Annotated in this window: 11 protein-coding genes; 6 read left to right on the top strand and 5 right to left on the bottom strand. The window is 52.1% G+C overall.

Annotation, left to right across the window (positions count from 1 at the left end):
- Positions 1 to 130 precede the first annotated feature (130 nt).
- The 3 genes from copA (at position 131) to ybaK (ending at position 4207) form a co-directional block, all read left to right on the top strand.
- Positions 131 to 2632: a copper-exporting P-type ATPase CopA gene (copA, locus tag OGX98_RS08020; RefSeq protein ID WP_286595085.1), complete on the top strand. Its 2502-nt coding sequence runs from the start codon at positions 131 to 133 to the stop codon at positions 2630 to 2632.
- 99 nt (positions 2633 to 2731) lie between these two features.
- Positions 2732 to 3526 carry a TraB/GumN family protein gene (locus tag OGX98_RS08015; protein WP_048221929.1) on the top strand — a complete coding sequence of 265 codons (795 nt, stop codon included), beginning with the start codon at positions 2732 to 2734 and terminating at the stop codon, positions 3524 to 3526.
- Positions 3527 to 3727: 201 nt separating this feature from the next.
- Entirely contained in the window at positions 3728 to 4207 is a 480-nt protein-coding gene (gene ybaK, locus OGX98_RS08010; RefSeq protein ID WP_045440673.1) for a Cys-tRNA(Pro)/Cys-tRNA(Cys) deacylase YbaK, read from the top strand.
- Between the two features lie 115 nt (positions 4208 to 4322).
- Here the strand turns inward: ybaK and ushA are convergent, their stop codons facing one another.
- Positions 4323 to 5975, bottom strand: coding sequence for a bifunctional UDP-sugar hydrolase/5'-nucleotidase UshA (gene ushA / locus OGX98_RS08005; protein WP_048221930.1), 1653 nt, complete (start codon positions 5973 to 5975; stop codon positions 4323 to 4325).
- 161 nt (positions 5976 to 6136) lie between these two features.
- Here ushA and OGX98_RS08000 point away from each other — a divergent pair, with 161 nt between their 5' ends.
- Positions 6137 to 7357 (top strand): MFS transporter, encoded by a 1221-nt coding sequence (locus OGX98_RS08000; RefSeq protein ID WP_045440668.1) that lies wholly within the window; start codon positions 6137 to 6139, stop codon positions 7355 to 7357.
- A 226-nt stretch (positions 7358 to 7583) separates the two neighbouring features.
- A complete protein-coding gene (gene ybaL / locus OGX98_RS07995) occupies positions 7584 to 9260 on the top strand; it encodes a YbaL family putative K(+) efflux transporter (RefSeq protein WP_045440666.1) in 1677 nt (558 codons plus the stop codon).
- Between the two features lie 64 nt (positions 9261 to 9324).
- On the opposite strand, the gene OGX98_RS07990 is transcribed toward ybaL, so the two are convergent.
- Positions 9325 to 10629 carry an inosine/guanosine kinase gene (locus OGX98_RS07990; protein WP_045440663.1) on the bottom strand — a complete coding sequence of 435 codons (1305 nt, stop codon included), beginning with the start codon at positions 10627 to 10629 and terminating at the stop codon, positions 9325 to 9327.
- A 152-nt stretch (positions 10630 to 10781) separates the two neighbouring features.
- Here OGX98_RS07990 and aes point away from each other — a divergent pair, with 152 nt between their 5' ends.
- Complete coding sequence (gene aes / locus OGX98_RS07985) at positions 10782 to 11741, top strand: acetyl esterase (RefSeq protein WP_200012215.1); 960 nt, start codon at positions 10782 to 10784, stop codon at positions 11739 to 11741.
- On the opposite strand, the gene hemH is transcribed toward aes, so the two are convergent.
- The 3 genes from hemH to htpG form a co-directional block, all read right to left on the bottom strand.
- The gene (gene hemH, locus OGX98_RS07980) at positions 11738 to 12700 is read right to left on the bottom strand and encodes a ferrochelatase (RefSeq protein WP_286595084.1); all 963 of its coding nucleotides are present in this window, start codon (positions 12698 to 12700) and stop codon (positions 11738 to 11740) included. The genes aes and hemH overlap by 4 nt on opposite strands.
- 181 nt (positions 12701 to 12881) lie before the next feature.
- Positions 12882 to 13526, bottom strand: a complete 645-nt coding sequence (gene adk, locus OGX98_RS07975; RefSeq protein ID WP_045440652.1) for an adenylate kinase — start codon at positions 13524 to 13526, stop codon at positions 12882 to 12884.
- 235 nt (positions 13527 to 13761) lie between these two features.
- Positions 13762 to 15636 carry a molecular chaperone HtpG gene (gene htpG / locus OGX98_RS07970; protein ID WP_045440650.1) on the bottom strand — a complete coding sequence of 625 codons (1875 nt, stop codon included), beginning with the start codon at positions 15634 to 15636 and terminating at the stop codon, positions 13762 to 13764.
- Between the last annotated feature and the right edge of the window lie 51 nt (positions 15637 to 15687).

Below are 15687 nucleotides of genomic sequence, written 5' to 3'. Positions count from 1 at the left end.
GGAACGCCGGTCGCTGCGTTCCCGACTTTCTGCCTTTTTTCATCTTTTCTAAAAACTCCCTTGACCTTCCCCTTGCTGGAAGGTTTAACCTTTATCACAGTCAGTTAATCCCGTAAGAAAGGAGTTTGTTATGTCTCAAACGATCGACCTGACCCTGGACGGTTTGTCCTGTGGTCATTGCGTTAAACGCGTAAAAGAAAGCCTGGAACAACGTCCGGACGTTGAGCAAGCGGATGTCACCGTGACTGAAGCGCACGTCACTGGTAGCGCCAGCGCTGAAGCACTGATTGAAACCATCAAGCAAGCCGGTTATGGCGCAGAGTTAAGCCACCCAAAGGCTAAACCGCTGGCGGAGTCATCAATCCCGTCGGAAGCGCTGGCAGCGGTCCCTCCTGAGCTTCCGGCAGCTACGGCTGAAGATGACAGCCAACAGTTGCTGTTAAGCGGCATGAGCTGCGCCAGCTGTGTCTCTCGTGTACAAAATGCGTTGCAAAACGTACCGGGCGTCACGCAGGCACGGGTAAACCTGGCGGAACGTACTGCGCTGGTCATGGGCAGTGCGTCCGCCGAACAATTAGTTCAGGCCGTGGAAAAAGCGGGCTACGGCGCAGAAGCCATTGAAGATGATGTTAAACGTCGTGAGCGCCAGCAGGAAACAGCCGTTGCCACTATGAAACGCTTTCGCTGGCAGGCTGCGGTCGCACTACTGCTGGGCATACCTGTCATGGTATGGGGAATGATTGGCGATAACATGATGGTCACCGCCGACAACCGCAGCCTGTGGTTGGTAATTGGCCTCGCCACGCTCGCCGTAATGGTATTTGCAGGCGGCCATTTTTACCGCAGCGCGTGGAAAAGCCTGATGAACGGCACCGCGACAATGGATACGCTGGTGGCGCTGGGTACAGGTGTGGCATGGCTCTATTCCATGAGCGTTAACCTCTGGCCACAATGGTTCCCGATGGAAGCGCGACACCTCTATTATGAAGCCAGTGCGATGATTATTGGTCTGATTAACCTCGGACATATGCTGGAAGCGCGCGCTCGTCAGCGCTCCTCTAAAGCACTGGAAAAACTGCTCGACCTCACCCCACCAACAGCACGCGTGGTCACTGAGGAAGGTGAAAAAAGTATCCCTCTGGCAGATGTTCAAACAGGAATGCTATTGCGCCTGACCACTGGCGACCGTGTTCCGGTAGATGGCGAAATCACCCAGGGTGAAGCCTGGATGGATGAAGCCATGCTGACCGGTGAGCCGATCCCGCAACAAAAAGGAGAAGGTGACAGTGTCCACGCGGGTACCGTGGTTCAGGATGGCAGTGTACTGTTCCGCGCCAGTGCCGTTGGCAGTCACACCACGCTGTCACGCATTATTCGCATGGTGCGTCAGGCACAAAGCAGTAAGCCAGAAATTGGCAAACTTGCCGACAGAATCTCCTCCGTATTTGTGCCGGTTGTGGTGGTCATCGCACTGGTAAGTGCCGCTATATGGTACTTCTTCGGTCCGGCGCCGCAGATTGTATATACGCTGGTCATTGCCACCACCGTACTGATTATCGCCTGCCCTTGCGCGCTGGGCCTGGCAACGCCGATGTCGATTATTTCGGGTGTCGGTCGTGCCGCAGAGTTTGGCGTCCTGGTACGTGATGCCGATGCACTACAACGTGCCAGCACACTTGATACCGTCGTGTTTGATAAGACCGGGACGCTGACCGAAGGTAAACCGCAGGTTGTTGCCATCAAAATGTTCGGTGATATCGATGAAGCTCAGGTGATACGTCTGGCAGCGGCCCTTGAACAGGGTTCCAGCCACCCGCTGGCCCGCGCAATTCTGGACAAAGCCGGTGATGCCGTGCTGCCACAGGTGAATGGCTTCAGAACGCTGCGCGGATTAGGGGTCAGCGGCGAAGCGGAAGGTCATTCACTACTTCTGGGGAACCAGGCCCTGCTCAATGAACAACAGGTTGTCACCACAGCAATGGACGCCGAAATCACAGCACAGGCCTCTCAGGGTTCAACCCCTGTGCTGTTGGCCATTGACGGGAAAGCGGCAGCTCTGCTGGCAGTACGTGACCCACTGCGCAGTGACAGCGTGGCGGCACTTCAGCGTCTGCACCGCGCTGGGTATCGTCTGGTAATGCTCACAGGGGATAACCCGACCACCGCCAACGCCATTGCTAAAGAAGCGGGTATTGATGAAGTGATTGCGGGCGTCCTGCCTGACGGCAAAGCCGATGCGATTAAACGCCTGCAAAGCCAGGGGCGTCAGGTTGCCATGGTTGGTGATGGTATTAACGATGCACCCGCACTGGCCCAGGCCGATGTGGGGATTGCGATGGGTGGCGGTAGCGATGTCGCCATTGAAACCGCAGCAATTACGCTAATGCGCCATAGTCTGATGGGCGTTGCGGATGCGCTGTCAATCTCGCGGGCGACGCTGCGTAACATGAAACAAAACCTGCTCGGCGCATTTATCTACAACAGCATCGGCATCCCCGTTGCCGCCGGGATCTTGTGGCCCTTCACCGGAACCTTGCTTAATCCTGTGGTTGCCGGTGCTGCGATGGCGCTCTCTTCGATTACCGTAGTGAGCAACGCTAACCGATTACTGCGCTTTAAACCCAAAGAGTAATCGCCTTGCCGGATACCATTAGCAACACGTATCCGGCATTTCACTCATTGCACCTTCCATGACCACGCGCTAGCATGAGATTTTTCAACGGGAGGTCGTATGGATCTGTTATACCGGGTAAAAGCATTATGGTCTGCACTACGCGGCAACCATTATACCTGGCCTGCCATTGACATCTCTTTGCCCGGCAATCGCCATTTTCATCTCGTGGGTAGTATCCATATGGGCACCCGCGATATGGCCCCACTCCCGGCAAAACTGCTCAAAAAACTTCGGCAAGCAGATGCCTTGATCGTTGAAGCCGACGTTTCCGGCAACGATTCCCCTTTTAGCGATCTCCCCTCCTTTGCGCCGCTTGACGAGCGGATAAGTGAAGATCAACGTCAGCAACTGCATAAAATTACCGATGAACTGGGTATTTCCCCTTCCCTCTTTTCGACTCAACCGTTATGGCAAATCGCTATGGTGCTACAGGCAACACAAGCGCAACAGTTGGGGCTACGAGCAGAATACGGAATTGATTACCAGTTGCTAAAGGCGGCAAAACGGGAGCAGAGGCCAATCGTTGAGCTGGAAGGCGCCTCCAGCCAAATCGATCTGTTGTGTCAGTTACCGGATAATGGTCTGGCTTTACTGGACGACACCCTGACACACTGGCATACCAACGCCAGACTGCTGCAACAGATGATGGGGTGGTGGCTAAAAACGCCACCGGAGAATAGCGATCTTAAGCTACCCAATACCTTCAGCCAGTCGTTGTATGACGTACTGATGCACCAGCGAAATGAAGCCTGGCGGGATCGACTCTGTGCAATGCCAGCTGGCCGCTATGTGGTGGCTGTGGGCGCGCTTCATCTATATGGAGAAGGAAATTTGCCGGAGATGTTACGATAAAAAAATGGCCAATATTTCTATTGGCCCGTCAAAGAGGAATTTCATCGTTATTATTATGCCGATGCTTAATGCATCGATCCAGGTTGATTGTCGCTCAAAGTCAGCATCCTGCCAATACTATTGCGCAAGATGGTACTATTTTTTACACCATCATCAGGCGTATGCTTAAAGCGTATTTAGTGTTAGTCAGGAATAATTGCTATGACACCCGCCGTTAAATTACTCGAAAAAAACAAGATTTCTTTTCAGATCCACGCCTACGATCACGATCCGTCGGAGACAAACTTTGGCGACGAAGTGGTACGTAAATTAGGTCTGAATGCAGATCAGGTCTACAAGACATTGCTGGTTGCTATGAATGGCGATATGAAACAGCTGGCGGTCGCCGTCACGCCGGTCGCCGGACAATTGGATCTGAAAAAAGTCGCGAAAGCGCTAGGGGCTAAAAAAGTCGATATGGCCGACCCCATGGTCGCACAGCGCGTTACCGGCTATCTGGTTGGCGGCATTAGTCCGCTGGGACAGAAAAAACGCCTGCCTACGGTGATCGATGCACCAGCCCAAACCTTTGACTCCATTTATGTCTCCGGTGGTAAACGCGGGCTGGACATCGAACTGGCCGCAAGCGATCTGGCAAAAATTCTGGATGCTAAATTCGCTGATATCGCACGTCGTGACTAACTCTCTTTTGCCCGGTAACGCAACGTTTACCGGGCCTGCTACTGATACAGGGCGCAACTCTGCACATTCTGTCCGAGCAGTGCCCGGGTTCAAAATGGCGAACAAAATAGCCCTGTTACTGCCAGCTCACTTCACCTTTCGGTTCATACGCGCTGGCATCCAGCGGTGAATTCTTCTGTACGAACTCTTTCAGCACTTCCGCATCGATAAACCCGGTATTCACGTATCCCGGTTTGTTATCAATTCGCGGATACCCATCTCCCCCCGTGGCGTTGAAGCTTAGCGTTGCCATGCGATAGGTTTTTGCCGGATCAACAGGTTCGCCCTTGATCTGCAAATCATTCAGCTTGCCGTCTTTCGCCACAAAGCTGACGTTAGCAAACTGAGGATAAGCACCGGAGTCAGGCTTCATTTGCGCTACCGCGGTCAGATAGTCAATGGCCTCTTTACCGCTCATATCGGCATACACCACTATGTTGCCAAACGGTTGTACCTTCAGCACGCTCTTATAAGTAATATCACCGCCTTCAATGGAGTCACGAATTCCCCCCCCGCTCATCACACCAAAATCAGCGCTGGTACGCGCCATTTGTGCGGCCAGAAGCAAACGCCCCATATTGGTCTGCACAAACCGCACTTTGCTACGGTCACCTTCGAGACGCGCATTTACGCTACCAATTTTAACTTCCAGTTGCGCTTTGCCTTTATTCTGGAAAGGCGTCAGCAGAGAGAGCATCTGCTGATTTTCAACGATTTCCGGGGTGTAAAGTACGCGCTCACTTTTACCGTTATCCCAGGTGACTTTTTTCTTCAGGTTTACCGGAATAAGTTGGTAGTTCACCATTTTCATTTCGCCGTTACGGAATTCAAAGTCTGCACGACCAACATATTTCCCCCACTCATGCGCCTGTACAATCCAGATACCATTTTGCTTGTCTGGCGCACATGGTGTTCCCGGCACGTAATCAACCTGCTTTTTATTCTCCGACGCCATACACACTGGATCCTGTGAGTGACCACCCACAATCATCGCCAGCGCTCCCGCAGGCAGGCTGCGCGCCATTTCCACATCACCTGGAGCGTTTGAACCATGGTTGCCGTTGTCATAATGCCCCATATGTGTGGTAGCAATAATGACATCTGGCTTTTCACCCATATTGAGTTCCTGGATCACCAGTTTGGCTTCGTCCGCAGGCTTACGAAACTCAATATCGGTGAAAAATTCCGGGTTACCAATTTTCGCCGTATCGTCAGTAGTCAGACCAATAACGGCAATTTTTAAATCCTGACGCTTAAAAATGGCCCACGGCTTGAATAAACGCTCACCGGTACTTTTCTGGTAAATATTGGCAGAAAGAAACGGGAATTTTGACCATTTTTCCTGCTGTCGCAATACGGTCAATGGATTATCAAATTCGTGGTTTCCCACCGCCATTGCGTCATAACCAATCAGGTTCATACCACGAAAATCAGGCTCCGCATCCTGGAGATCAGACTCCGGTACGCCGGTATTTATATCGCCGCCGGATAACAGCAGTACGCTACCGCCTTCTGCAGCAACCTCATTACGAATGCCATCCACCAGCGTTTTTTGCGCTGAAAGTCCGTATTCACCATATTCGCTGCGCCAGAAATGGCCGTGGTGATCGTTGGTATGCAGAATAGTAATTTTGTAGGTTTTATCTTTTTCGTAAGCCTGAGCAGGCTGACCTGCCACCGCAAATGCGGCCAATAACGCCAGCGCCACGCCCCGTTGCAAAAATTTCATGTTTCTCTCCCTGACTCAATATCAACCGCTGAAATTACAATGATATGAAATAATAGCCGAAAATGTTTTCAGAAATGAGACTTCCTTCAAACACCAACCGCAGGTATGTTAGTCGGATAATAATTTCATCTGCACCCTCTAATAATCATTGAAGTGAACCTATGGCAACGAATCAAACCGCTCAACCGATCCCCGGCTCCGCTGCGCCGTCGCAAAAAGCACGCACCTCATTTGGCATTTTAGGTGCCATCAGCCTCTCCCACCTGCTTAACGATATGATTCAGTCGCTGATCCTGGCGATTTACCCGCTGTTGCAGTCAGAGTTCTCGCTGACGTTTATGCAGATCGGGATGATTACTCTAACCTTCCAGCTGGCCTCCTCTCTGCTTCAGCCTGTTGTCGGCTACTGGACGGATAAATACCCGATGCCGTGGTCGCTCCCCATTGGAATGTGCTTCACACTCAGCGGGCTCGTCTTACTGGCCATGGCGGGCAGTTTCCACATGGTGTTGCTTGCCGCAGCGCTGGTCGGTACCGGTTCATCGGTATTTCACCCAGAATCGTCCCGTGTGGCGCGTATGGCCTCCGGTGGTCGCCATGGACTTGCTCAGTCGATCTTCCAGGTCGGGGGCAACTTCGGGAGCTCTCTGGGGCCCTTACTGGCGGCTGTCATCATCGCGCCATATGGAAAAGGTAATGTGGCGTGGTTTGTTCTGGCGGCATTATTAGCGATTGTGGTACTGGCGCAAATCAGCCGCTGGTATGCAGCACAGCATCGAATGAGTAAAGGTAAGCCGAAAGTCGCTATTGTGAATCCACTACCACGTAATAAGGTGGTGTTGGCCGTTGGCATTCTGTTGGTGCTGATTTTCTCCAAATACTTCTATATGGCGAGCATCAGCAGCTATTACACCTTTTATCTGATGCAAAAATTCGGATTATCGGTACAAAATGCCCAGTTTCACCTGTTTGCTTTCCTGTTTGCCGTTGCGGCCGGAACGGTTATTGGTGGACCATTAGGCGATAAGATTGGCAGAAAATATGTTATTTGGGGCTCTATCCTTGGTGTAGCGCCATTTACCCTCGTTTTACCCTATGCAACGCTCCACTGGACCGGGATTTTAACCGTGATTATTGGTTTTATCCTCGCATCGGCCTTTTCGGCCATTCTGGTCTATGCGCAGGAGCTACTTCCAGGGCGTATCGGCATGGTTTCTGGGCTATTCTTCGGATTTGCCTTTGGCATGGGGGGCCTCGGCGCTGCGGTGTTGGGGCTGGTTGCCGACCATACCAGTATCGATTTGGTCTATAAAATATGTGCTTTCCTTCCACTTCTTGGGATACTGACCATATTCTTACCTGATAACCGACATAAAGCTTGATTTTCCTGCGGCCAAAAGTACTTTTTGGCCGCTCACACTTACAGAGACCATCAGCCTTTACCCCGAATATACCCCTCAGCTTTTCCGATCCGTGCTTTTTTATGTCTAAAATCCTGTTTTCATCAAAATTCAATAATTATTCATAAACATAATCATCAAAATTGTCATAAACTATTACCCGGAGTTAGTTTTTTTCAGGATCAACACAGCAATCAAAGGAGACGGAATGCATCACGCCACCCCGCTTATCACCACCATTGTTGGCGGCCTTGTGCTCGCTTTTATATTCGGCATGCTTGCCAATAAACTGCGTATTTCTCCTCTGGTGGGATATCTGTTAGCGGGCGTTCTGGCCGGTCCATTTACACCTGGTTTTGTTGCTGATACCAAGCTTGCGCCGGAGCTGGCGGAACTTGGCGTTATTTTGCTGATGTTTGGCGTCGGGCTGCACTTTTCTTTGAAGGATTTGATGGCGGTAAAGTCCATCGCCATTCCCGGCGCGATCGCCCAGATAGCCGTGGCGACGCTGCTGGGTATGGCGCTTTCAGCTGTGCTGGGCTGGTCGCTGATGGTCGGTATCGTCTTTGGACTGTGTCTTTCAACCGCCAGTACCGTGGTGCTACTGCGTGCTCTTGAAGAACGACAACTGATTGACAGCCAGCGCGGGCAAATCGCCATCGGCTGGCTTATTGTAGAAGATCTGATGATGGTTCTGACGCTGGTTCTCCTGCCAGCCGTCGCCGGAATGCTGGAAAAAGACAATGTCGGCTTTGCTTCGCTGGCCGTAGATATGGGCATCACCATCGGCAAAGTAGTGGCGTTTATCGCGATTATGATGCTGGTTGGCCGTCGCCTGGTGCCGTGGATTATGGCCCGCAGTGCCGCAACAGGCTCACGTGAGCTGTTCACCTTATCAGTACTGGCTCTCGCCCTGGGTATCGCTTTTGGTGCCGTGGAGCTGTTTGATGTCTCCTTTGCGCTTGGTGCGTTCTTCGCCGGAATGGTATTGAACGAATCTGAATTGAGCCACCGTGCGGCGCACGACACCCTGCCGCTGCGCGATGCATTTGCTGTGCTGTTCTTTGTTTCCGTCGGGATGCTGTTTGACCCATTAGTTCTGATCCAACAGCCGCTGGCAGTACTGGGTACCCTGGCCATTATCATATTTGGTAAATCGGTTGCCGCATACTTCCTGGTACGCCTGTTTGGTCACTCACAGCGCACGGCATTAACCATTGCCACCAGCCTGGCGCAAATTGGTGAATTCGCCTTTATCCTGGCAGGGCTGGGAATGGCGCTTAACCTGTTGCCGCAGGCCGGACAAAACCTGGTGTTGGCCGGGGCGATCCTCTCCATTATGCTCAACCCGGTACTGTTCGCCGTGCTGGAAAAATACCTCGCAAAAACCGAAACGCTGGAAGAGCAGACACTCGAAGAAGCTATCGAAGAAGAGAAACAAATCCCGGTCGATATCTGTAATCATGCCCTGCTGGTTGGTTATGGCCGCGTCGGCAGTCTGTTGGGTGACAAATTGATGGCAGCGGGTATTCCTCTGGTAGTTATCGAAACCTCTCGTACCCGCGTGGATGAACTTCGTGCACGAGGGATCCGCGCCGTTCTCGGAAATGCTGCTAACGAAGAGATTATGAATCTGGCGCACCTGGATTGTGCTCGCTGGCTGTTGCTGACGATCCCGAATGGTTATGAAGCGGGTGAAATTGTCGCTTCATCGCGTGAGAAATGCCCGACGATTGAGATTATCGCCCGCGCACATTATGACGATGAAGTAGAGTACATCACCGAGCGCGGAGCCAATCAGGTAGTGATGGGCGAGCGTGAAATTGCACGTACGATGCTGGAACTGATCGAAACGCCGCCAGCCGGTGAAATGGTCACGGGTTAATGCTCCGGATGTCAGTCAGTTAAACACGCAGGCCCGGTAAACTCAGCGCTACCGGGCCCTTCGTTTAACGATCCCAGTAAGACTCTTCGAGGCTGTCTTCACGCTCAGGCAGACCCCGCGTCAGGCGCGGAGAATGCTGATTCAGCACCTGATAACTCACGCGATTAGCATATTTACATACCTGAGCTAACGATGAATAAGTCAGCCAGGTGTATTTGTGTTTACTCGAGTTCGGTACATTGCTGCGGTGGTAGCTGTTGGCAGTAATATCATGCAGCAATGCAGCCAGTGCACCATCACCAGCCCCGTTGGTGTTCATGATTTTTTCCGGCCCGCCCATGTACGGCGCAATGTGCGAATAAACGCGCAGCGGATTCGTACAATCTTTATAGCGCATCGCGCGGCTGAACTCGTACTGATTGAATTCGGCAATGGCCCCCGGCAGCAGCGGATGCTGAGTTTTGCGTTTGACCTCATCTTCCGTGAAGCCGGCCATATACAGCCCCACGGGTCCCGCAGTACACAGCACCAGATCCACCCAGTCCAGCGCCTTGTCAGAAGCCAGTAGCGGATCATTTTCACCGGTCAGCGCCTCAGCCTCTTCTTCATTCATAGCCAAAATTGAGACATTCTCTTTCAGGAATTCCTGCCACCATTGCGGGTTATCAGCAATAACGAATTTCGTTCCCAGGGTCAGTACCACCGGAACATTGTGCTTTTTAGCAAACTCAATCGCCTTCATGGTTGCTTCCGGCATCGGCTCACCCGGCTCACAGCGCACCAGATACGATGTCAGCACCAGCGCAGAAGCACCGGCAATCACTGATTCAGGAATGCTATCCGCACGCAGCTTATTCATATGCCCGGGGCTTATTGCAAAGGTACGCTCACCGGATTCGCCAATCAGAGTGAAGCAGCGACCGATAGGGCCATCAACACCCTGGAGGTAGTTCAAATCTGTGCGGCTGGAGGTATTGCATAAATAGCGATACGCGTAGCTGCCAATTTCGATATTGCTGCACATGACGCCCAGCAGTACTGAGCGATCATCCGCCAGCACCGAGTAGTTGTGCATAGTGTTGCCGATGGTTCCACCTGCAAACTGATGGGTGATCAAATTTTCACGTACCAGCTCCTGGTAGAGCGCTTCTGCGACATCATCACCAATCACCAGAGAATGCCCGGCGCTTAATCCATAACGTTTCACAAAGTCGTCATCAACTCTGGCTTCAATATCCACCAGCGTTTGATCAATACCGACCACCCAGGCTGCGCTGGTCTCGTTTTCAGTTTGAATTTGTTGCAGCAACGGATCGCGCGCGTTGACAGGAAAATAGTGTTTGGATTTACGTTTACCGGGAAATTTCATGGTCGATTTTACGGGTGGTTAACTAAGCGGTGCATGGTAGCACATTCCTGACTGCGCATGCGATGAGGCATAAGTTTCAATATCAGACGGTGAGATCTCAGTTTATCCGGCATCAGTTTCTACAATAAATCACCCTTCACAAGGAGCGTTTTATGAAGCCAGATAACAAGATCCCCGTACTTGACAGAATTTCAGACGAAATGAAAGCCGTGGTGAATTTTCATCGTGATGATCTGCCGCCGTGGCCCGCCGCCGATGATTTTGTGGCCCAACGTCAGCATTATATCCATGAACGGCAGTTCTGGAATGCCGATGGTCCACAAATGAGTACCAGAGAGTGTGTCATTTCTACCGCACAAAGCCCCGTTACCACACGCATCTATTCGCCGCAGTCCTATAGCAAGGCCACGCTGTACTACCTGCATGGCGGGGGTTTTATACTTGGCAACCTCGACACACACGATCGCATTATGCGTCTGCTGGCGCACTACACCCAGTGTACCGTGATTGGTATCGACTATTCGCTGTCACCGGAGGCTCGCTTCCCGCAGGCCATCGAAGAAATTGTCGCCGTGTGTCAGTACTTCCATCTTCACGCCCGTGAGTACTCACTTAATGTGAGTAACATCGGTTTTGCTGGTGATTCTGCCGGCGCAATGCTGGCGCTCGCCAGTGCGCTATGGTTGCGTGATAAGCAGATAGAATGTGGCAAGGTGACAGGCGTGCTGCTGTGGTACGGGCTTTACGGTTTACGCGATTCACTTAGCCGCCGGCTGATGGGGGGAGAGTGGGATGGCTTAACTCATCAGGATCTGGAGATGTACGAGAACGCGTATCTGCGTAGCACTGAAGATCGTGAATCACCCTATTATTGCCTGTTTAACAATGACCTGACGCGCGACGTGCCGCCATGTTTTATCGCAGGTGCGGAGTTCGATCCGCTGATCGACGACAGTCGGTTACTCTATCAGACGCTACAGGCGCACCAGCAGCCTTGTCAGTACAAAATGTACCCCGGCATGCTGCACGCCTTCCTGCACTATTCGCGGATGATGAAAACCGCCGACGATGCCCTGCAGGATGGCGCGCATTTCTTTAGGGCGCAGCTTTAGCGGTACGCTTCCGTCAGTTTCAGCATCATCTCGATATGTTCCGGTGCGGCATTCAACGCCGGAATATACTCATATTTCTTACCACCTGCCTCGAGGAATATTTCCCGGTTTTGCACCGCGATCTCCTCCAGCGTTTCGAGACAATCTGCCGCAAATCCCGGACACATAACCTGGATATGACCGGTACCTTTCTCCGCCAGCATTTTTAGCGTTTCGTCGGTGTAGGGCGTCAGCCACGGCTCCCGGCCAAAACGGGACTGGAAAGTCATCATCACTTTTTCCGGCGCCATACCGAGGGCCGACACCAGCTCACGCGTGGTGTCGCGACAGCGTTGCGGATAATCATCACCTTCATCGGCGTAACGTTGCGGAATACCGTGGTATGAAAGCAGCAGCAAATCGGGTTCGCCATGTCGTGCAAACGAGTCACGGGCGCTTTTAGCCAGCGCATCAATATAGGCGCTGTCATCGGCATAATCGCGAATAAAGGAGATACCGGGAATGCCCCGCTTACGCGCTAAAATTCTCGCCAGTTCGTCCCACACCGCCGCCACCGTAGAGCAGGAATATTGCGGGTAAAGCGTTAAAACTACGATGTGCTCGACCCTATTCGCCAACAGTTCATCTACTGCACTTTCCAGCGAGGGGGAACCGTAGCTCATACCCAGGGCAACGGGGGTATCCGGCAACTGTGCAACCAGAGCCTGCTGCTGCGCCCTGCTGTATACCATCAACGGCGAGCCATCTTCCATCCAGATGGACTGGTACAACTTTGCCACGCGCGGCGCGCGCAGCGGCAGGATCACACCGCGCAACAGTGGCCACCATAACAGGCGGGAAGTATCGACCACGCGTTTATCGCTTAAAAACTGACGAAGATAGCGTTTAACGGCTTCGGGGGTTGGGGCATCGGGGGTGCCAAGATTAGCCAGCAGGATACCGGTTTTCGTCTGACGCATTACCGCCTCTTATCGATTCAAATTGTTGATAATTGTAGCGGAAAAGCGAGGAAGAAGAACTAATTGCTGTAAGAGGTAAAATAAGAATATGCCTGATGGCGCTACGTTTATCGGGCCTACACGAAAACGGTAGGCCGGATAAGGTGTTCACACCGCCATCCGGCACTGACTGCAGTAAAACTTAACCGAGGATTTTTTCAAGAGAAGCGCGAACGGCGGCAACAGCCTGAGTACCGTCTACTTTCGCATATTTAGTATTACCCGCTTCCGCTTCTTTCTGGTAGTAACCAATCAGCGGAGCAGTCATCTGATGATATTCAACCAGACGCTTACGCACAGTCTCTTCCTGGTCATCTTTACGGGTGGTCAGCTCATCGCCGGTCACGTCGTCTTTACCTTCAACTTTAGGCGGGTTGAATTTGATGTGATAGACACGACCAGAGGCCGCATGAACGCGACGACCTACGATACGGTCAACGATCAGTTCGTCCGGTACAGCGAATTCCAGAACGTAATCAACAACAATACCCGCTTCTTTCATGGCATCAGCCTGCGGAATAGTGCGCGGGAAGCCGTCCAGCAGGAAACCATTACGGCAGTCCTCCTGAGCGATACGCTCTTTTACCAGCGCGATCACCAGCTCATCAGTTACCAGTTTACCGGCATCCATGATGTCTTTCGCTTGTTTGCCCAGCTCGGAGCCAGATTTCACGGCAGCACGCAGCATGTCACCGGTGGAGATCTGCGGAATACCGTACTTCTCCATGATGAACTGAGCCTGAGTTCCTTTACCCGCGCCCGGAGCGCCAAGCAGAATGATACGCATTACGAAAATCCCCTTAAAGGTTGTCGATATTTTTAAAAAGCGCTAAACGATACCACCATCACGCAATTGGCTCAAGAAAGGTGCTTGCCGCTGAAACGGTTAATGGCGGGAAAATTAAGAAAAGAGCGGTTTCAGAAGGTAAAAAGCCGGATTAAGGTGCTCGCACCTTAATCCGGCTTACAAAAATACTCGGCATTGTGCCGGATAATCGCCATCCGGCACTAAATAACAGCTATCAGGAAACCAGCAGCTGATTCATACGACGGATAAACTGGTTAGGATCTTCCAGCGTGCCGCGCTCAGCGAACAGCGCCTGATCCAGCAACAGTTCAACCCACTCTTTAAACTGTGCTTCGTCCTGGGTATCTGCCGTGCGTTTTACCAGCACGTGATCCGGATTGAGTTCAAAGATATATTTCACTTCCGGTACGGCCTGGCCCGCAGCGGCAAACAATTTCGCCATCTGAGTGCTCATTTCGTCCGCGTCGGTAGTGACAATCGCCGGAGTGTCGGTCAGACGGTGCGTCAGACGCACTTCTTTTACACGATCGCCCAGCAGAGTTTTCACGCGCTCAACGAACGGCGTCAGCGCTTTTTCCGCCTCTTTTGCCGATTCGTCAACTTCGTCCGCCAGCTTGTCGATGGACTCGTCAGCTTTAGCCACAGACTGGAACGCTTTACCGTCGAACTCGGTCAGGTAGTTCATCATCCACTCATCGATGCGGTCAGAAAGCAGCAGGACTTCGATGCCTTTCTTACGCAGCAGTTCCAGGTGCGGGCTGCTCTTCGCTGCCGCATAGCTGTCTGCAGTGATGTAGTAGATTTTCTCCTGCCCTTCTTTCATGCGTGACACATAGTCTTCCAGCGACACCGTTTGTGCAGAGGAATCGGTATGTGTGGACGCGAAGCGCATCAGTTTAGCGATAGTTTCCTGATTGGCGTGATCTTCCGCCGGACCTTCTTTCAGTACCAGGCCAAACTGTTTCCAGAAGGTCTGGTATTTTTCTGCATCGTCTTTCGCCAGTTTTTCCAGCATTTGCAGCACACGCTTGGTCAGCGCACTGCGCAGGTTACGGGTGACGCTGCTGTCCTGCAGGATCTCACGGGAAACGTTGAGCGGCAGATCGTTGGAATCTATCAGACCGCGCACAAAACGCAGGTAGTTCGGCATGAACTGCTCAGCGTCGTCCATGATAAATACACGCTGTACGTACAGCTTCAGACCGTGTTTATGATCGCGGTTCCACATATCCCACGGCGCCTGAGACGGGATATACAGCAGGCTGGTGTACTCCTGCTTCCCTTCCACACGGTTGTGGCTCCAGGTCAGCGGGTCAGTGAAATCGTGCGCGATATGCTTGTAGAATTCGTTGTACTCGTCATCTTTGATTTCCGACTTGTTACGCGTCCACAGCGCCTGCGCCTTGTTGATTTTCTCCCAGGAAACGACGGTTTCACCGTCTTTCTCTTCCTGTTTCTCAATCTCTACCGGCAGTGCGATATGGTCGGAATATTTGCTGATGATGGAGCGCACGCGCCAGTCATCAAGGAATTCATCTTCACCTTCACGCAGGTGCAGAGTGATTTCCGTACCGCGATCGTCTTTGGTAATGTCCGCAACGGTATACTCGCCTTCGCCAGCAGATTCCCAAAACACGCCGTTTTCCGGTTTGTCGCCCGCCGCACGGGTCCGCACGGTAACTTTGTCAGCAACAATAAATGCAGAGTAGAAGCCCACCCCGAACTGGCCGATCAGTTGGCTGTCTTTAGCCTGATCGGATCCCATGGATTCGAGGAAAGACTTGGTACCGGATTTAGCAATGGTCCCCAGATGATCGATAACGTCATCACGGTTCATCCCCACGCCGTTATCGGCAATGGTCAACGTACGCTTATCTTTATCGAAGGAGACACGCACACGCAGTTCGCCGTCACCTTCATACAGGTCCGGGTTAGACAGCGCGCGAAAACGCAGCTTGTCTGCCGCATCAGAGGCGTTAGAGATAAGCTCACGCAGGAAGATTTCTTTATTGGAATACAGAGAATGGATCATCAGGTGCAGAAGCTGTTTTACTTCTGACTGAAAACCACGAGTTTCTTGTCCTTTCATGTCGAAAATACCTCAATGCCAATTACAAGGTAAAAAAGCGTTGAGAGGGAG

It is taken from the genome of Citrobacter sp. Cm046 (assembly GCF_030333065.1).
Taxonomy (GTDB): Bacteria; Pseudomonadota; Gammaproteobacteria; order Enterobacterales; family Enterobacteriaceae; genus Citrobacter; species Citrobacter murliniae.
The sequence above is the reverse complement of the archived record's forward strand: the minus strand, read 5'-3'. Positions and strand labels throughout refer to the sequence as shown.